The 19,639-nt window shown below is 42.5% G+C and carries 17 protein-coding genes; all 17 read left to right on the forward strand.

All coding sequences use genetic code 11. The annotated features are described in order from the left end of the window. Positions 1–780: 780 nt before the first annotated feature. The 17 genes from AC1DRQ_RS01105 (at position 781) to AC1DRQ_RS01185 (ending at position 19,627) form a co-directional block, all read left to right on the forward strand. A complete protein-coding gene (locus tag AC1DRQ_RS01105) occupies positions 781–1,155 on the forward strand; it encodes a cupin domain-containing protein (protein WP_477421793.1) in 375 nt (124 codons plus the stop codon). A 213-nt stretch (positions 1,156–1,368) separates the two neighbouring features. Next, positions 1,369–2,310 carry a SphA family protein gene (locus AC1DRQ_RS01110; protein ID WP_477421795.1) on the forward strand — a complete coding sequence of 314 codons (942 nt, stop codon included), beginning with the start codon at positions 1,369–1,371 and terminating at the stop codon, positions 2,308–2,310. 446 nt (positions 2,311–2,756) lie between these two features. Continuing rightward, complete coding sequence (locus tag AC1DRQ_RS01115; protein WP_477421797.1) at positions 2,757–3,806, forward strand: aldo/keto reductase; 1,050 nt, start codon at positions 2,757–2,759, stop codon at positions 3,804–3,806. 58 nt (positions 3,807–3,864) lie between these two features. Continuing rightward, positions 3,865–5,040 carry a Pycsar system effector family protein gene (locus tag AC1DRQ_RS01120; RefSeq protein WP_477421799.1) on the forward strand — a complete coding sequence of 392 codons (1,176 nt, stop codon included), beginning with the start codon at positions 3,865–3,867 and terminating at the stop codon, positions 5,038–5,040. 549 nt (positions 5,041–5,589) lie between these two features. Continuing rightward, complete coding sequence (locus AC1DRQ_RS01125) at positions 5,590–6,957, forward strand: NAD-dependent succinate-semialdehyde dehydrogenase (RefSeq protein ID WP_477421801.1); 1,368 nt, start codon at positions 5,590–5,592, stop codon at positions 6,955–6,957. Between the two features lie 77 nt (positions 6,958–7,034). Beyond that, the gene (locus tag AC1DRQ_RS01130) at positions 7,035–8,105 is read left to right on the forward strand and encodes an NADH:flavin oxidoreductase/NADH oxidase (protein WP_477421803.1); all 1,071 of its coding nucleotides are present in this window, start codon (positions 7,035–7,037) and stop codon (positions 8,103–8,105) included. A 36-nt stretch (positions 8,106–8,141) separates the two neighbouring features. After that, positions 8,142–8,885, forward strand: coding sequence for an SDR family oxidoreductase (locus tag AC1DRQ_RS01135; protein ID WP_477421805.1), 744 nt, complete (start codon positions 8,142–8,144; stop codon positions 8,883–8,885). 70 nt (positions 8,886–8,955) lie between these two features. Beyond that, a complete protein-coding gene (locus AC1DRQ_RS01140) occupies positions 8,956–9,681 on the forward strand; it encodes a YoaK family protein (protein WP_477421807.1) in 726 nt (241 codons plus the stop codon). A gap of 54 nt (positions 9,682–9,735) precedes the next feature. Beyond that, complete coding sequence (locus tag AC1DRQ_RS01145) at positions 9,736–9,873, forward strand: hypothetical protein (RefSeq protein ID WP_477421809.1); 138 nt, start codon at positions 9,736–9,738, stop codon at positions 9,871–9,873. Positions 9,874–10,402: 529 nt separating this feature from the next. After that, positions 10,403–10,897, forward strand: coding sequence for a type VI secretion system transmembrane protein TssO (locus AC1DRQ_RS01150; RefSeq protein WP_477421811.1), 495 nt, complete (start codon positions 10,403–10,405; stop codon positions 10,895–10,897). Positions 10,898–10,927: 30 nt separating this feature from the next. Beyond that, a complete protein-coding gene (locus tag AC1DRQ_RS01155) occupies positions 10,928–11,869 on the forward strand; it encodes a PKD domain-containing protein (protein ID WP_477421813.1) in 942 nt (313 codons plus the stop codon). 6 nt (positions 11,870–11,875) lie between these two features. Next, positions 11,876–14,212, forward strand: coding sequence for a type VI secretion system protein TssR domain-containing protein (gene tssR, locus AC1DRQ_RS01160; RefSeq protein ID WP_477421815.1), 2,337 nt, complete (start codon positions 11,876–11,878; stop codon positions 14,210–14,212). Between the two features lie 12 nt (positions 14,213–14,224). Further along, a complete protein-coding gene (locus tag AC1DRQ_RS01165; RefSeq protein WP_477421817.1) occupies positions 14,225–16,687 on the forward strand; it encodes an ATP-dependent Clp protease ATP-binding subunit in 2,463 nt (820 codons plus the stop codon). Positions 16,688–16,716: 29 nt separating this feature from the next. Then, positions 16,717–17,163, forward strand: coding sequence for a hypothetical protein (locus tag AC1DRQ_RS01170; protein WP_477421818.1), 447 nt, complete (start codon positions 16,717–16,719; stop codon positions 17,161–17,163). Positions 17,164–17,201: 38 nt separating this feature from the next. Then, positions 17,202–18,593, forward strand: a complete 1,392-nt coding sequence (locus AC1DRQ_RS01175; RefSeq protein WP_477421819.1) for a DUF5458 family protein — start codon at positions 17,202–17,204, stop codon at positions 18,591–18,593. Positions 18,594–18,716: 123 nt separating this feature from the next. Beyond that, positions 18,717–19,109 (forward strand): type VI secretion system tube protein TssD, encoded by a 393-nt coding sequence (gene tssD / locus AC1DRQ_RS01180; protein ID WP_477421820.1) that lies wholly within the window; start codon positions 18,717–18,719, stop codon positions 19,107–19,109. A gap of 92 nt (positions 19,110–19,201) precedes the next feature. Next, complete coding sequence (locus AC1DRQ_RS01185) at positions 19,202–19,627, forward strand: GPW/gp25 family protein (RefSeq protein ID WP_477421821.1); 426 nt, start codon at positions 19,202–19,204, stop codon at positions 19,625–19,627. The last annotated feature ends 12 nt before the right edge of the window (positions 19,628–19,639 follow it).

The following is a 19,639-nucleotide window of genomic DNA, read 5'->3' on the forward strand; positions in this document are numbered from 1 at the left end:
CTGCTCGTCGCCGGAACCATAACGTTTAAACACAAGTCAAAAATCGATCGAATATGTTCCTGGTCAAAATCAGCCTGCTGATACTTATTATCAATCAAGTAATGGCAGCGGTGAAACAAAATCACAGGTTCTATTGTGGGGGGCATGCTTTTGTATTTCAGTAGATTTATGATGCTGTTACCGGCAGGAGAAGCCCATTTCATGATTATAGAAGCTGATACGACACATATTTTAGATCTGAAATCCCGTTATTTTAGCTGCTAGGCAAAGGATTTGGCTCCATTATATTATTGCTTGTTCAACGATGGGAATCCAGCCTGTAGAGGTTGGCTGATAAATGCTATTATTCAGGTTATAACGCCGGGCAGAATTCTTATTTTTTATTGCTTCTCTTTGAACCCGAAAGCTTCGATATGCGCGCAACAACCCCATCGTACTTCAGGGCATAAGGAATTTCAATCAACGCTATTACTTTTCTGATTGTTAGTATCATTTAAGCTATTTTAATTTACACAGAAATCTGTAGACCTTCATAAAGGATTTCGATCAAACTGCAGAAGCAAAGAGAGCAGGTACCGGAGGCCCGATGAAACTGGCTAAAAGGTAAAAGCGTCATTGCCCCGTCGGGTTCAGAGGGGCAGTTGCTAACCTTGAAGCGTCAGGCCGAAAAAGCTTCATGAAACGCATGCAGAGACTCGATGGATGGCGCTGGCGTGGTAATAGTTCACGGCAGAATGCATTAGGCAGGCACGGTTGCAATGCAAATTAAAACATAAAACCATGATAAGAGCATACCTTTTGTACTCAGGGGCTGACGGTAATTCCCATTTTAAGCGTGGCATTATTGCCGAGGATATATTTGTAAAGGCAGAACGGACCTTATTTAAGGAATCGCCCCCAGATTCCTTCACCGACTGGCATAACGATCCTGTTCCACAATATGTGGTCACCTTATCGGGATATCTCGAATTTGAAACCCAAACGGGGGCAAAATTTACCATTCATCCCGGAGATGTATTGTTAGCAACTGATGAAACCGGTACCGGGCATAAATGGCGGATGCTCAATCAGGAACCGTGGAAACGGGTGTACATTGTTTTCCAGAAAAATGCAGCTACAAACTTTATTGCCAACCATGTTCAGGATCCTGACTAAACAGAATAAGTCGAAAGAGAAATTTAAGTAATAAGTCGGAAAGGGCCTGCGGACAGTAAAGGCTAATAAGCGCGAACGCCGATCAAGTTTCCACGTAGTTTGACCCGGAGTAGGTTTTTTTCATTCTTGGTTTGGTTGAACTGCGGTTAAAGTTTGTTGAATGAATTGCGAACATGATTTTGAGTAGTGATTTCCAGGATTGCTGAAAAATAAATGATTAATCCTAATGCCATGAAAAATAGAAGACATGTTATCCTATTTCTTATATTCTTAATGCTCGGCGAATATGCAAGGGCACAGGATCCGAAATTGCCCGGAGGAAATTTTGGCTTTAATAACATAGGTGCAGGCAGATGGTCCGCACCAGGTTGGTACTATGTTCAATACCTGCAGGTTTATTCCAATACTTCGACGCGGGATGGAAGGGGTGATCGGATTCCGGGGCCAAAATTGACCTCAATTGTTACCTTGCAGCAACTTATTTTCATCTCAAAATTGAAGCTGCTTAACGGAAATGTTGCTTTCAATGCCCTTTTGCCTTTGGTTACGACCTCAGCGTCACAGGATAAGCCTGTTAACATTAACCCTAACCCGTTGGGGGATCTTTTGGTTGGACCGTATATTGAATGGAACGATCAAAAACTATTAGGCATTGATATGTTTTACCGTCTAGGGGTTAACGTAAGCTTTCCTACAGGATCCTTCAACGAGCGCTTCGATTATAATCCGGGATTACATCGATACAGGTTCTTCCCTCATTTTGAATTGACAGCTGTTCCCGTTGCCAGGTTCGCTATAAGCATTAAAAACAATATGTATTTTTATACCCGTGAGATCGGTTCGCCAAAAAAGACAGGCACTGCTTACAATCTGAACTATGCGTTAGAATACACGCTGGTGAACAGATTGATTATAGGGGTAGTTGGTTATTATCTGACGCAACTTACCCAGGATTCTTATCATGGAGATCAAAATTATTACAGAAATAATTACGGGATTTCTGAAACAAAAGAGCGGGTATTTGCCGCCGGACCTGGTATCGGTTATACAACGCGCAACAAGCTGTCATTAGAATTAAAAGCCATGTGGGAAACCGGCGCAGTAAACCGAAGGCAGGGGTTCAGAAGCACGATGGTGCTGGCCTTCCCCTTGTAATGATTCCCAAAAGAAACCGGGTTATACGGTGTTTTCGGACGAAAGCTAAATCTTTCCCGGTGCTGAGTTATATTTCCAACATGGTCGGCACGCCCCGGATGACTGCGAAAAATAAAAATACACTTTCTTAAAACAGTTTGTTTCCAATTTCGGATCATCATCATGAAGCGACCGATCAAAAATCTAATAGGTTCATCCTTTCGAACATTCTTCTCGTTTTTTGAGGTAAGATCACCGTCACGACGCCTAAGCATACAACTTTCTCAACGCCCATGATCCTTAGTCGGGCCGGTACCAATGTCGAATTTACTAAGGGATTCATAATCAGGTGAATCTATAACATAACTAATATGGCATATTATTTAAATGATTTTATATAACAACTAACTAAAGCGAACTTGAACCAGTGGAATATGATCGCAGGACCGTTCATTTAAAACGAAGTTATGGAATATAGAAAATTAGGAAAAACAGAGCTAAGCTTATCTGCAATTGCCTGTGGAAGTTTCGCAATTGGAGGAACCATGTGGGGTGGTACCGACACAAATAAAGCAATTAGTGCTATTCATGCTTCACTTGACTATGGAGTTAGTACCATAGACACTGCGCCCTTTTACGGGCTGGGTTTGAGCGAGGAATTAATTGGTAAAGCGATAAAGGGAAGAGACCGGTCCAGGATACAACTGCTAACTAAATTTGGTATGGTATGGGACGGCAGTAACAACGGGAGAGGAGACTTTATGTTCACCATAGATAACAATGGAATAAGCTACCCTGTGTATAACTACGCTTCAAAAGAAAACGTGATAAAGGAAGCCGAAGAAAGTTTAAAGCGCCTCGACACAGATTACATTGATCTGCTGCAAATTCATTGGAACGCCCCCACAACGAGGATTGATGAAACGATGGAAGCCCTGCAAAGACTTACAGAGCAGGGGAAAATCCTTACTGCGGGCGTTTGTAATTATAACCTGGCCCAGATGGAAACAGCAGAAGAGTGTATCATGCTGGCATCAAGCCAGTTACCATACAGCATGTTGACCAGGGAAATTGAAACGGAGATAATTCCGCATGCGATTCAGGAAAATATAGGAATCATTGCCTATACCCCTTTGGAAAGAGGCTTGCTGACAGGGAAATACTTTGCAGGTGCCCGCCTGAAAGCCGATGATCACCGGAATGATTATTTCAATCATTTTCATCTTGAAAAAATTAAAATTTTTCTTGACAGGATCGAACCGATGGCCAAAGATAAAAATGCGACGGTGGCACAGTTGGTATTACGTTGGACCACTTTACAACCTGGAATAACGATTGTATTGGCCGGAGCCAGAAATGCAGAACAGGCGATCAGCAATGCGGGTGCTATGCAAATTAGCTTAGGTAAGCCTGAGCTTGATTTCATTGACAACGAGCTTGATCAGGTAACCTTATCAATTGGCCATAAAAAAAGCCAGATTAAATGGGGCTCTGGTGGCATTGCAATTTGGGAATGATTTGATAATAACACATAAATGAGAATACCTTTCCTTTTATAATGTAATAAATAAAAAGATGATGGATATAGCTTTATTGCTGGATCATATCCGCCAATTTGTAAAAAAATGCTTCACAGAACATCACAAAGCCGGATTAAGTTTTCATACTTATAACCGGACCAAAAGTGTAGTAAAAGCCGCAGAGAAAATAGCGGTTCGATATGAGCTATCTAAAAAGGAACACTTCATGTTGCTTGCCGCAGCTTGGTTTCATACCACAGGTTATTTGATCCGTAAGGAAGATCACCAGGGGGCTGCATCAGATCTGGCAACCAAATTTTTAGCCGCTAATGATGTTGAACCTATTCTGATTGACAGGATCTCGTCTATTATTATGACACAGCCGGACACGGAAGATGTGGAGGATGTGCTTGCGCGAATTTTGCACGATGCCATATTTTATTATCTGGGTACAAAATCCTTCATGAAAAAAGTTGAATTGCAGCGACAAGAGCAACAATGGATTTCCGCAAGAAAAATCGATACAAGCGATTGGTTAAAAGAAACTTATGAATGGACTGCCCGTTATAAATTCCAAACATTTTACGCTCTTGAACTATTAAAACCGAGGGTGGATAAAAATCTGAAGGCCGGGATTGGAGAGCAGCTGATCATCAATGCTTGCAAATCAACGGAGGCTGAAATTTCAGGTAACATGGAAAAAAAGGAAATACCTGAAAAAGGGATAGAAACAATGATCCGGATAGCTTCCGGTAATAATCAGCGTTTAAGTGATATGGCAGATAACAAAGCTCACATTCTTATAACGGTTAACGCCATCATACTGTCCGCAGTCATCAGTCTCATTTTGCGCAGGCTTGCCCAACAGTCTTATCTGCTGTGGCCAACATTTATACTGATAGGTGTAAGTTTATTTGCCATGGTGTTTGCCATACTCGCGACAAGGCCGCACATATTTTCGGGCCGTTTTACGCAGGACGAACTGAAAAATAACGAAACCGATCTGCTTTTCTTTGGGAACTTTTTTAATATTAAAAAAGAAGAGTACCGTTTAGCAATGCTGGAGATAATGGAAAACAAGGAGAAATTATACAGTAACCTGATCTACAACATACATGGACAAGGCATGGCATTGGCAAAGAAATATCGGTTGCTCAGAACAGCTTATAGCGTTTTCATATACGGTTTGGTGATAGCAACCCTCACCTTTCTGGTTGCAACATTGTGGTAGAACGGGTAACCGGATAGTCCGAACCCTGCAGCACAAAACGTTGTAGGATTTATATAAATTAAACTGCCATTTTGCTTTGCCTTTTCTTTTGGGAAAATATTAGATCATGATGTCTTCAGGGCGTGATGCCCTTATATAAAGGCGTTTCAAAACGCCCTTATATTAGCCCTGTTTTTCGGTAGTCCTGCCCCAGMTTTTTATAATTTCAACTCATCAGGGCCTTGAGGGCTTGTCCTCAGAAAGTCGAAAATAAGCATGTTAATGCATTAAAAATCAGGCAAGTCTATAACATAACTAATAGCGTATATCATTTAACTGATTTCCTTTAACGATAAACTAAACCGAACTTGGATATATGTTATTTGATTTTAAACGTGTTCATTTTACGCCATCGACCAAACATAAATTCTGGAATTTTGCCCTAAAAAGAACAGCGGAATATCCGGGGTAGGATGTTCGCTGATCAACCAACAGGAAGTTCAACAAGCCAGTAATATAGGAATGAATAAAACTTTACATACACAAATTGAAATTAAAATCTAAAAAATCATGAGTATCATTTCCATCAACCCAGCGAACGGACAGCAGATCAAAGAATATGCTACCCTGAATGATGAACAAGTAGCGGCAAAAATTGAGCAGACTCACCGGGCCTGGCTCTCCTGGAAGAAAACGGGTCATGATGTTCGAAGAACACTGCTATATAAACTTGCAAGTGTCCTCAGAGAACGCAAGCAGGGACTTTCTGAACTCCTGGCTAATGAAATGGGGAAGCCGGTGACCCAAGGCCTGTCGGAAGTAGAAAAATGTGCCGTTTGTTGCGAATATTACGCCGAATTTGGCGAAGCTCATCTGACCGATAAGATAATCAAATCAGAGGCCTCTAAAAGCTACGCTTCTTTTCAACCACTTGGTGTTGTGCTGGCGGTAATGCCGTGGAATTTTCCTCTATGGCAGGTTTTTCGTTTTCTTGCACCAGCACTTGCAGCTGGAAATGGAGGTGTTTTGAAACATGCTTCCAATGTACCGGGCAGCGCCTTGGCTATTGAAGAAATGGTTGTGGAGGCTGGCTTTCCACCTCACATATTTCAAACCTTACTGATCAGCAGTTCCCTGGTAGAAAAGATCATCGAAAACCCGCGTATCGTAGCAGCTACGCTAACAGGAAGTACCGCCGCCGGTATAAGCGTTGCCAGGAAATGCGGCGAAATGTTAAAAAAAACTGTGCTTGAATTAGGTGGGAGTGATGCATATGTTGTACTGGCTGACGCTGACCTTGAAAAAGCTGCAGAAATATGCGTAAACGCCAGGCTGATCAATAGCGGACAAAGCTGTATCGCGGCTAAGCGCTTTGTGGTGGAAGAATTGGTGATCACCAAATTTACACAACTGTTCCTGGATAAAATGAGTGCGATGAAAATGGGAGATCCACTTGACGCGGCTACCCAGATCGGGCCACAGGCAAGGGCTGATCTTCGAGATGAATTGCATGGCCAGGTAGCCAAGTCTATTGAAAAAGGTGCCAAATGTATTCTCGGCGGCAAAATTCCGGAAGGGAACAATGCCTACTATCCGGCTACTATCCTGACTAATGTTGTGCCTGGAATGCCCGCATATAACGAAGAATTATTCGGCCCCGTGGCCTCTATCATTTCAGCCAAAGATGAAGAGGATGCAATCCGGATCGCCAATGACAGTATTTTTGGATTGGGTTCTGCCATATTTACTAAGGATATTGCCAAAGGCGAACGTATAGCTGCTAATGAACTGCAGGCCGGATCGTCCTACGTTAATCAACGCGTGCAATCTGATCCCCGTTTACCCTTTGGCGGTGTGAAAACTTCTGGTTATGGCCGTGAACTTGGTGAGTTCGGTATCCGTGAATTCGTCAATATTAAAACCGTTTATGTCCGATAAGAAATACCAATGGTGTAAATGCAAGTCCGTTTTTTGATTTAATCAAACAATAATTCGCTTATCTCAATCAAACTATTATGTCAAAACTTTTCACGCCTTTGGAAATTAAAGGAATTATTTTAAAAAACAGGATCATGGTTTCTCCGATGTGCCAATACTCAGCGATAGAAGGGTTTGCGAACGACTGGCATTTTGTACACCTCGGCAGCAGGGCCGTTGGCGGCGCAGGTCTTATTATTACCGAAGCTACAGCGGTTTCTCCGGAAGGGCGGATATCACCTGATGATCTTGGGATCTGGTCAGATGAACATATAGAGAACCTGCGTAAAATAACCTCGTTTATTATGGAGCAAGGCTGTATACCGGGAATTCAGCTTAATCACGCAGGGCGAAAAGCAAGTACGCATTCGCCCTGGAAAGGGCATGGGAAAATAGAACTTGATAACGGTGGGTGGATTCCCTCCGGGCCTTCTGCAATCCCATATTCAGCTGTTTACCGTATGCCATTGAAACTTCAAATAGCTGATATTAAAAAAATAGTTCAGGATTTTGTATTGGCCGCCGAGCGCTCGGTTAAGGCTGGATTTAAGGTTATTGAAATTCATTGTGCCCATGGTTATTTACTGCACCAGTTTATTTCACCGTTAACCAATGAACGTGATGATGAATATGGCGGAAGTTTTGATAACCGCATCAGGATCTTGCTGGAAGTTATAGATGCCATAAAATTGGTATGGCCGGAACACTATCCTTTGTTTGTACGAATATCGGCGACTGACTGGGCTGAAGGAGGATGGAACCAGGAAGATTCGGTAAAACTGGTCAAAGTTTTAATAAAAAAAGGTGTCGACCTTATAGATGTTTCTACCGGTGGGCTTGTAAGTCATCAAAAAATCCCTGTTGGCCCCGGATATCAGCTGCCTTTTGCTTCGAAAGTAAAAAAGGAAACAGGAATATTAACGGGAACAGTAGGCGTGATCAAAAATGCTTTTCAAGCTGAAACTATTCTGACCAACAGAGATGCAGACTTAATTGTGATGGCTAGGGAGATGCTGAATGATCCATATTTCTCATTACATGCCGCTTCTGTACTGGGAGATGATATTTCCTGGCCGGTGCAATACGAAAGGGCAAAGCCTAAAGGGTAGCCATTTTATTATAAAAATTATTAAAACGATTTAAAAATGAAAAATCTGATTGAAAACAAGGTTATAGTTATTACCGGCGCAAGTAGCGGCCTGGGAGAAGCAACTGCAAAATTTCTGGCAACACAGGGGGCCTCAGTCGTTTTAGGTGCCAGACGCGCGGACAGGTTAGCGGCCATCGTTAACGAAATTACGGCTAACGGCGGGAAAGCTGTTTATCAAACCACGGATGTTACCCGGAAAGCTGATGTGCAGGCTCTGGTTGACAAAGCAGTAAACACTTACGGCAAAATCGATGTGCTCATCAATAATGCCGGCATCATGCCCATCGCACCATTATCCGAAGTAAGGACGGAAGAATGGGATAATATGATCGATATCAATATCAAAGGTGTACTTTATGGCATTGCGGCCGCGTTACCACTTTTTATCAAACAGAAATCGGGTCATTTTATTAATTTAGGCTCCGTTGCCGGGATCAAGGTATTTGCCCCGGGTGGTACGGTTTATAGCGGGACCAAGTATGCAATAAGAGCCATTAGCGATGGATTACGCCAGGAAGTAGGCGCAGACATACGCACAACAACGATTGAGCCCGGGGCTGTAGATTCAGAACTGAAATTGGGCACAACGCATACCCAAAGTGCCGCAAATGTACAAGAGTTCTATAAATATGCTATTCCAACAGACACCATCGCAAGGGCAATTGCATTTGCCATCGAGCAACCGGCAGATGTTGACATCAATGAAATTATTTTAAGACCAACAGCTCAGGATTTTTAACAGGGAACGCCATAAGTTTAGAGACTCGAAATCTGACAAAAAAGGTTGATCATCATCTAAATTCTAACAAATGGACAGTAACAATAAAACAATGGTAAACCCGGGAAAGAGCGTTAGTGATCCAAGTTCTGATGTCCCTATCGAAGTTGCGGCGCTTCTTGCCCTTTCTGGTGGCTTCTTGGATGTATTCACCTTCGTAGCACATGGCGGGGTTTTTGTTAACACAATGACGGGAAATATTGTTTTTCTAGGTATCAACATTGCACAAGGTCAACGAGATCAGGCGCTTTTAAACCTTCCGTCACTCGTGGCTTTCCTGACAGGGATCTTTATAGCTTACTATATGCATTTGCCTAAGGTATTAAAGTATCTGTCAAAACCTGCGCTCACTTGCTTAGGCATAGAAATTTTGGTTTTATCAATCGCCATATTTATTCCTAATACTTTTCCGGACGCCCTATTGGTTTTTTCAATTGCCGTAGCAGCATCGATGCAAAATTTCAGTTTTAACAAATTAGGAAAACGGGAATATAATTCAATAGTTACAACCGGAAATCTACGAATCTTTGCCGAAGCATTTTTTAAAGGAAATCTACCTAACCATAATCCCAGAGAACTTCATCAAGCGAAAATGTTCGGTCTGGTATGTCTTTGCTTTCTTATAGGGACAATATTAGCAGCATCGTTAACTTCAAAATCAAATAATTACACTTTGCTTATTCCAATCGCCCAGTTAGCTCTTGCATTTTTTATCTGTTGGCGCCAGCAAAGTGAGTTTCGTCGCCTTAGGAGTTAAAGAGAACACGCAATCGAGGTGGCTCACCTATGATCCCCATCGATTGCCCGAAGAGTGTTAAATATATTGCAGCAAGGGTACCGGGGCAAAAAGCAACCAGTAAGCGAGGAGTATAAGCTGACTGCGCGCGATAAGGAAATACTTACCGCCATAGTAAATGACCTGAGTTATAAAATGATAGGAACGAGTTAAATAACAGCTATGAAACCATGCGCAGCCATATCAAAAAAATATATGAAAAGATGCATGTGGCTTCCCTTACGAAAGTTGTTGCAAAAGCTATTTATCAAAATATCGTTTAAACAAGTAAGGCACGTCTTTATAGCGTTTTGACGGCTCGCCGCTTTTGGTAGTGAAGCCGCTGCGCTACTGATATTTACTTCGTTCTATCCACGTCCTGATAAAGGCATTGTGATCAACACAATGGGGGAGGAATGTGCCAGCCTTTTTATCTCTTTATCACTAATATTTAAGGTAACGAATCCACCTGCCAAACTATGGCATTGTTTGATAATTATGCAAGTGTTTTATGTCTAAAACATTGATAAACAATTGTTTGATTTGTTTTATTTAATACTGAATTAAACTCTTTTACCTTTTAACCTTTCCGCTCACTCACCAAAAACGATTAGTCATACCCCCATTATTAGGGATATGCCAACAGTGATTTTATCCCCAGTTTTGAAACATAAATCAATCAGGAATCATATCCTTTTTTTCAATGATAAAGCTGAGTATAAAAGAACGAAGAGATCAATTTTTATTAATGATAGCCGTATTTCTGTTTACCATAAGTTTGATAGGTTTTGGCCTCTTTCATGATTTTGGCGACAAAAAAATTATTTCCAAACAAGATTTGGTTGATAAGCTGACACAGGATGCAGAATTTGAAAATACGGTTAAGGTGCAGCGTGCTACGGTTGATACAGCTTATAAACAGATCATAAAGTTTGACCCTGCCGTTAAGGCCGCTTTTTTGGAAAACGATATCAAATATTCATTGGGCTCCATCAAATCCAATTACGACAGAAACGCCTTCGACCCACGGTATAAAACCTTTCTCCAACTCTCCCTGCTCTATAACACGCTCTTCTTTAACCGGCGTGAGCTTAAGGGCAATAGTAACGACATGGAAAATTTAAAGAAATCATTGGATGACTGTAAGCTTTCCACCCGTCAACTGAAAGAAACCATCGGCAACCAGGCCAGCCGCTAATCTTAAAAAGAAAATACAAAAACACCTAATATGTCTAACACAATAAACAACAATGAAAAATCAGTAAGCAGTAACTCCATGGGATACTTCTTTCTATACATTTTTATTGCAATCCTGGTCCTTACAGCTATAATATTTCTCTTGAAAAGCTCATTATTTGATAAACGTACGGCCGATGCAAGCATTCTGAAAAATGAACTATACGCCAATGAAGACTTGGTTTTTAGTGATAACACAAAGGCTGCTAAAAAATGGCTTTGGGAATTTGGTGACGGCGCCAAATCAAACGCTCAAAACGGTACTTACCACTATCAAAAATCGGGTTCATACATCATCAGGCTAACCATTGATGGTTCAATGAGGGTTCAATTCCCGGTAACTGTAAAAGATACCGTTACTGCCAAAGCCGATACTGCGTTAACTATTAATGGTCCTACATCAGGTGTAGTAAACGAAGAGGTACGTTTAGAGGCTGTGGGCAAAGGCACCCAGTTTGAATGGGCGTTTGGCGAAACCGGTAGGGTAGATGTAAATGGCAAAACTGCTTTATACACCTTTCATTCGCCCGGTAAGTTCCTGGTGCAGCTCAGGAGTGATAAAAGCCGCCCGGTTACGCACATTATGTACATTACTGATCCAAGCCTGGATACTGTTCTGGTAGTTCCGGGCGAAGGTGAACGCAAAATAATTGACGACATCAGGGCACGTTTACAGGCCATTGCAAACGGGGCCGATTTTAACTCCAACTACTATTATGTTACCAAAAAGTATTTATGTAACAACGAAAAAGTTACCGTAGCCATTGAGCAGGATAGCGCTAAAAGATCAACTGATTTTTACTCGTATTGCATGACACTCACTTTTGGAGGCGAGATATCTGTAGATCAGGCACAACTCACTATCAGTGCTAACTCGCCCTGTGCAACCTTACTAAATATTAAACAACACTCTGCCAAAACAGTAAAAAAATAACCCCCTATGAAAAGAATATTTTTGTTTTTCATCCTGCTTATTCAGGCTGTCTTTGTAATGGCGCAATTGCCATTACCCTTTCAAAAAAAGGTAAAACCTATGCCTAAGGCGTTTGGAAGACCATCCGAAACTACCGATTTAAATGATAATGGAGCAAAAAGCACCATAGCCTGGATAGTTTTCTCTGATCGCGACGATAACTTCACCACAACAACCCCTGGCGGGAGCCTGTTCATGAAAAAGTTAAGTCTCATGGAGCCCTTTTATGTAGCTGAAGAAAAGAATGGGTTTTTAAAGCTTATTAAATACAATGCGAGTCTGCTTACCGGCCGTAAAATAAATGATAAAAAAAGTGCTTTAAGTTATGGCTGGATCTCCCGCTGGAAAATGCTGATGTGGAACAGATCGTACTCCGATCAAGCCACWGGTTACCCTGAAAAATCCATCGCTATTATCAATGGTAAACTACCTTTAACAGCATCACAATTTTATTATGACCGTACCGACTCTGCTTTCGTGTACAGCTCGCCGGAGTTGAAAAAGGTTATCGCCAAGGTGAGGCTGCACCAGATCAACTACATCTTTAAAAAATCAGAGGATGGGCGTAAATACCTTATCGGTAATGAAGATCAATTGGTAGCTGACAGCGCCAGGAAGGTTATTTACGGCTGGATAGCTGCCGATGCGATCCACAACTGGGGCCAACGGTTATACATATCGCCTGCCGTGATCGGTTCTGATGATCAGACAGATTCGGCCTCCATGATCCTGAACCAGGAACATGCCGATCCTTTGCTGGGCCAGAATGATTTGATCTTAAAAAGTTCACCGGTGATCAGCAATACCTCAACAGGTTATGTTTTGGGTAAGGCAACGGACGTGTATAACAAATCGCAAAATGCACTGATCACTATAGATGGTTCCCTGCTCAAATATCCGGATTACCTGAATTTGAGAAAAAACATACATAACATCAATGTGGTTTTTGTGATAGATGCGAGCAGCGCCATGAAAAAATATTTCCCGGGCTTAACCAATACGGTTCAGTCCCTTGAAAATGTTTTTAATGAGTTCGATAAAAAGAACACATTAAGCTATGGGGCCGTGGTTTACCGTGATAATGATCATTGCAGCGCCCGCGGTATTGAAAGCACCACCGCCATATATTCTGATTATCGCAAACTCATGAGTTTTTTAGGTGCACAAGCCGAAAAAACAAAACAATGCGACGGTAAGGTAAGTGCCGAACCATTGTATGAGGGCGTAAGAACTGCTTTAGACATGTTTAAAACCCATGAAAGCGAAACCAACCTGGTAGTAATGATAGGCAGTGTGGGCGATTCAACCTCCCATTTCAAACAGCTGAGCGAACGGTTTGGTCGCGAGAATGCCCGGTTACTTACCATACAGATGTACAGCGATTACAATGAATGGTACAACAATTTTGTATTGAATGCTAAAAAGTTGGTTTCAGAATCGGCTGTGTATGCAGCCGAAAGAAAGAAGGGGTTCCTGATTAATGGTGAGGGGCTGAACGACCGGCAAACCTACAATGTTACGCAGCTGGATTCGGTTTCTTTTTACCTTGATTATCCCAATAACAGCTTAATTCAGGGAGGTGTGGTTTTCCCAACCAAGGGTGAGGTAAATTCAAAGAAATATATCACCGCAGCCACAAGGCGTTTTTTGAAAGAAACGTATATTGATATCCATAACCAGATCACCTCGCTAGATAGTGCCTTCAGGTTAAGGGGTATAGCCAATGCCAACCTGTCTGATACGGTAAAAGCCCAGTTGTCGCCGCCGGTTGGCGATGATGTGGCAGATAAAATGCCGCATAATGCCTTTAAATATTTCATGACATCTACCGTGCCGGCAGACGTGGTGGTTAAAAATAACAACCTGTTACAATACACCCTCGTGCTGAATGGTGCAGAGTTTAAACAGCTGAATGATTTCATTGCTTTAATGGTGGGGCAGAATCTGCAGGCCGATAAGTCTTCGTTCAGGAAACAACTGGTTAAAAATTACCTGACCATACCCCGCAACCTGCTTGATTTGGATATGGCTAACGGTGCAATTAAATCTATGACGCTGGCCCGGTATTTTAAAACAGTTACAGGCCTGCCGATCCAAAACAAGCTGTTTGATCAGTTTACCGTAAAGGACCTGAAAAGCGACAGCCGAATGCCACGGGTCGATTTTGAAAGGTACATCAAGTTCCTGATCGACTTGGGCGATAATATTAAGATAAGTACCCAGGTAGGTCAGCAGTTTATATCAAACGGCAAAACCTACTACTACATCACCCGCGACAATTTTACTGCTAACCCCGAAAAATAAGATACTACGGTTATGAATATTACCAATATAAGTGAATCAGTAAAATTAGCTATCAGGGTTGCTCAATCCCTGGCTAAAGAATATCACAATGCGGAGTTTACCGCAGCCCACCTTTTAAAAGGGCTTATGCATAAGGACTCCGGAATGAGGGGCTTTTTAGTCTCTATGGGTAAAGATGACGAATACATTGCCGAGTGGGCCGAAGTACGGATTGATGAGCTCGAAAAAAACACGGTTACTCAGGATGAGGTAAAAGCAAGCCCCGAGATAGCCAAGGTTTTTGAAGAGGCCGACCATGTCAGGATCAAGCTTGGGCTTGATCTGATTACTCCGGTATGCGCGCTTACCGCCCTTTGCAAACCGATGGTAGGCTTTAATGCTAATCAGTTAAAATCGTTCCCGATCAAAGAGCGGGAACTGCTTGACCTTTACATCAGCGATGAGGAGATCAAACAGGTGGTTTCATCAGGCAATAATTCAACCGGTTCAAAAAATACAACGGTAACAACCGCGCTTTATAAATATTGTATAGACAGAATAGCCCTGGCCCGTGACGGCAAAACCGACCCCATTATTGGTCGTGACAAAGAAGAGCGCATGATCATGGAGATCCTTTGCCGCAGAACAAAGCCCAATGTGATCATCACCGGCGATGCCGGAGTTGGTAAAACAGCGCTGGTTGATGGCTTTGCACTGGATATTATAGCCGGTAATGTGCCCGAATTGCTCAAAAACACACAATTGTTTGAGCTTGATTTAGGTGCGCTGATCGCAGGGGCGTCATATAAAGGCGAAATTGAGGATCGCCTCAAGAATATTTTAAAAGAGATTAAACAGTTTGATAAGGCCGTACTGTTTATTGATGAAATTCATACACTTATTGATAGTAAAGGCCCCATTGGCGGCGGTGTGGGTAACCTGCTTAAGCCGGAGCTGGCCCGTGGCGAGATAACTGTTATTGGTGCTACTACCATTGATGAGTACCGCAAATTGATAGAGCCGGAGCAAGCCTTTAGCCGCAGGTTTGAAGTATTGCAGGTAAATGAGCCCAATGAAACCTTAGCTATAAAAATGCTTGGAAGGCTGGTTATTCGATATGAAGAGCACCATCACCTGAAAATTCAACCCAATGCCATTCCGGAATGTGTGCGCCTGGCCAAACGGTATATGAAAGATCGCCGTCTGCCCGATTCGGCTTTTGATCTGCTTGACCGCACGCTGGCTGCCATTAAGCTCATGAACGATACTTCAGAACAGGTACTGCACGAACTAAACATTGCTTTTCGCGAATTGCAATCCGAAACAAAATTGGATGATTATAAATGGTTGCATAGTCAATTGCAGGATAAGGTGAGCCCAGTACTGTTAGGGCAGTTACAGGACGAAACGCAGGTAAGTGCATTTGAAACTGTTGAAGAATATCAGCAATACCTGTCAAAAACGCTGGATGCCCTGCACATCCTCGCCTCACAAAAAACGGATGCAGTAAGCAGGCAGGATATTGCTGCCATTGTTTCTTACAAAACAGGTATCCCCTTAGGTAAGATCCAGGCACAGGAAAAGGAAAAGCTACTGAATATGGAGCAGTTCCTGAAGAAAAGGGTAGTAGGCCAGGATCACGCTTTAAAGGCGGTATCTGACGCCATATTAGAATCAAGGAGCGGGCTCAATAAAAAAGGACAGCCCATGGGATCGTTCTTTTTACTGGGCCCAACCGGAACCGGAAAAACAGAGCTGGCCAAATCCATCGCTGAGTTTTTATTCAACGACGAAAAGGCGATGATCCGTTTTGACATGTCGGAGTTTAAGGAAGAGCATTCTGCCGCATTACTTTACGGCGCGCCGCCGGGGTACGTCGGTTACCAGGAAGGAGGCCTGCTGGTCAACAAGATTAGGCAGCAGCCTTACTCGGTGCTGCTGTTTGATGAGATAGAGAAAGCGCACCCATCGGTATTCGATACTTTTTTGCAGATACTTGACGAAGGCCACATGCATGACAGGTTGGGCAAAGAGGGCGATTTCTCAAACTCGCTGATACTGTTTACCTCCAACATAGGCAGCGAACAGATTGCAGTCCAGGGTAACAAAGGCGAGATCCCAACCTCACAACAGCTGATGGAAATTATGTCGGGCCATTTCAGGTCCGAGTTTTTGGCCCGCCTGTCGGAGATCGTTCCCTTTGGACCAATAACCGAGCAAAATGTGACCCGAATATTTGAAATCCAGCTTCAAAGCCTTATTGACGCGCTTGCCAAACAAGGTATAGGCTTTACCATAAATGAGGAAGCAATACGCATGCTGGCCCAGAGCGGCTTTAACCCCAAATATGGTGCAAGGCAATTATCAGGTGTTATCAGGAATCAATTGCGCAGGCCCATCTCCAAATTCATTATCTCGGGCGAGTTAAAAAAAGGCCAGGTGATCGAGATCAAAAAGCATGAGCTTGATCCGCAACTGGAATGGAATATCATTTAAAAATACATAAACAACTAAATATCAATACCATGTTTGAATACGAAATAGGTGGCAACGAAAGAAAAATTGATACCTCGGAAGCTTTCGCAGACATTGCCCACAACAAGACCCTCTTTGTTCAGAAGCTAACCGATAACGACCCTGTTAAGCCCGAGAAGGTAGAAGGTTTAAAAACGGTTCAGGAAGTTTTTAACCATTACAAACCCAACGTTAGTGTGGAGTTTGAAAAATACGACGGCTCCTTATTAACCGAAACACTGCGGTTTGGTAACCTGGGCGATTTTTCGGTAAAAAGTATCATAGGGCAAAGTCAGCATCTTAACAATGTGAGCATTGAAAAGGATATGTCGTTGAGCGTGGTCAAGCAGCTCAAATCAAATAAAACCCTAAAAACCACCCTTGATAACGAGGAAACAAAAAGCGCGTTTATCAGCGCGTTGAAAAGCTTTGTAAGCGAACTGGAAGAAAATAAATAATAGGTACGCACCTGCTTAATGATTTTAAAAATATAGATATGGCAACTCCTGAAGAACAAAAAATAGAAGAACAAACACCCGCTTCGGCAGGTTTTAAACCAGCTGAAAAGGAAACACGCGAAAAACTTCCCCTTGCGGATAGTTTAAATAAACTGGCCAGGGTAGGCGGCATTGACCTGCTGGAATCAACGATAGATGGCCTGCAGAACCTGAACCCCGAAAGAAAAGCCCGCAAGCAGATATTTTTGACCGGCGACGAAAAGCGCAAAGAACGCGAAGAACTGAAAAAGAAACTTCAGCTATGGATAGATATCCTTGAAAATTCCGATTCGGTAGCCGCCATGGTTGAGCTCAGTACCGAAAAGCTTAAGGCATCTGAAGAAAACATTAACAGAAATATAGCCGCTGCTCTAAAAACCACCAGGGAACTGGAACAGGCTTACCGCTCGGTTAATTTATTTTATCAGAACACCGAAGCCGATAAGCTGAAGAACGTAGTGCTGCTCAATGCATCGCCCGATCAGATCAAGGATCTGGATAACCCGCGCTTTATTGATTATGTAAGCAATGAACTGAGCCAAAAATACGACAGGCTCGACCTGCGCGAAAATTACTCCCTACTGGTTATCCCTGGTTATATGGGCTCCAATAAAGTGGTTGAAAAATGGGCCGCGATAGCTTATAAAAACAAGGCTATGCTGGTTACTGATTTTGCTGATCTGGATCAGCCCGATGATGTGATTGATCTTTTTACCGAAGCTAATTTAACCGGTGGGGATGCTTACCGTTCAAACGTGATCATGACCTGTAACTGGTTGGTAGGCCGCGGCAAGGTACAGGAAGTAGGCGAGGTAGATGGCCTTACGGTTCCGGGATCGGCAGCGCTGGCTGGTAAAATGTACCACACGTTAATGTCGCAGGTTACTGCTGGTAAAAAACATGGCTCCATGAATGATGTTGACGGCGTTAAGTTTGATTTGAAAAAAAGTGAGATCTCTCATCTGGAGCGTATTGGGCTGGTGCCTATGGTGAACGAATACGGCAAGGTGATGGCCTTCTCGGCAAAAACATTGTTCAATGGCGATAACGTAGGTTTGCAAACCTATTCAGTAGTGCGTGTTTTTGACTACATCACCAAGGTGCTGTTTGACTTTTTAAACCGGCGTGCTTTTGAAAACTGGACCTCCAAAACCGAGAAAGACCTCCGTGGACAGATTGTAAAGTTTCTTGATAAAATTCAGGGTCCCGACCGCTTAATTGAGCATTTTAAGATCATGCGTTTTGAGCGAGATGAAATGCAGAAAGACATGATCCACCTGGATATTCATATCACACCATATTTTCCGGCAAAAAGCTTTGTGGTAAAGCTCGACGGTCAAAAAGGTGAGGATGAAGCAACCACCTGGAGCTCAGAATACGCTCAGCAATAGTAATAAACAAACCGGCAGCCCGCTGCCAAATACATATTAAAGAAATTAGTAATGTGCGCCAATTCAAGCCATTATTAATGTTTGTAAATCAATTAATTATTTAATCCCCTTAATCAACAAATTATGGCTTTTAAAGCAACGTTAACGTTTTCAGGTAAACAGTATGATGTACTACAATGCTCTTATTCAATGTATCGCGATGTGGATCCTAAAGGAAGGCCTACTTCCGGAGTATACGGTGGTAAAATAGATGTAGAAGTAGAATCAAACCAGGATACTTCCATTATTGAAGCCATGGTAAACAACCAGTTTAAAGCTGTTACCGGCAGTTTAACCATCAAAAAGCAGGACGAAGACGCCAAAATGAAGGAGATAACCTTCACAGATGCTTACATCGTTAGTTTTTCTGAAGGGATGAACGCTTACAGTGATAGCCCAATGACGCTTAGTTTCCAAATATCGGCCCGCCAGATCAAGATGGGTAATGCCGATCATGAAAACGATTGGCCTAAATAAAATTAACCTATCGTGTAATAAAACAGAGCCTGCAACGCAAATCACTTTGCAGGCCTTGTTTTACGGTTTTAGTAGCTGTAAAAAAGTCTGATATGCTGTACAACAAGCCATTTAAATTAAAAAATATCCTGTCAGATAAGGAGTTGGAAACAACAGATCTGGGTGGGTCTATTTCTCAGAATATTGAGTTGATCATTTTTACCCGGTACGGCGAGCATAGGCACAACACCAATTTTGGTTGTGAAATATGGGATCTTGATTTTGAACTGGTGGTAAGCGAGCGTACCTGGGAAGAAAAATTCAGGCAGTCATTACTGCGGTCGGTAATCGATTATGAGCATCGTTTGTACCAAGTTGAAGTGGAGATAAAAATGAGCGAGGTAGAGAAACTCTTTTTTGGCAAAAATGTAACCGAGATTAAAAAGAAGGTAGAGATTTCTGTTAACGGCAGGATAAATACCACCGGCGAAAACTACTTTTTTAACACGTCACTTTTTTTAAGCCCGCTATGCAATTAGGCAACGGCGTTT

It is taken from the genome of Mucilaginibacter sp. P4_E8, from assembly GCF_056401495.1.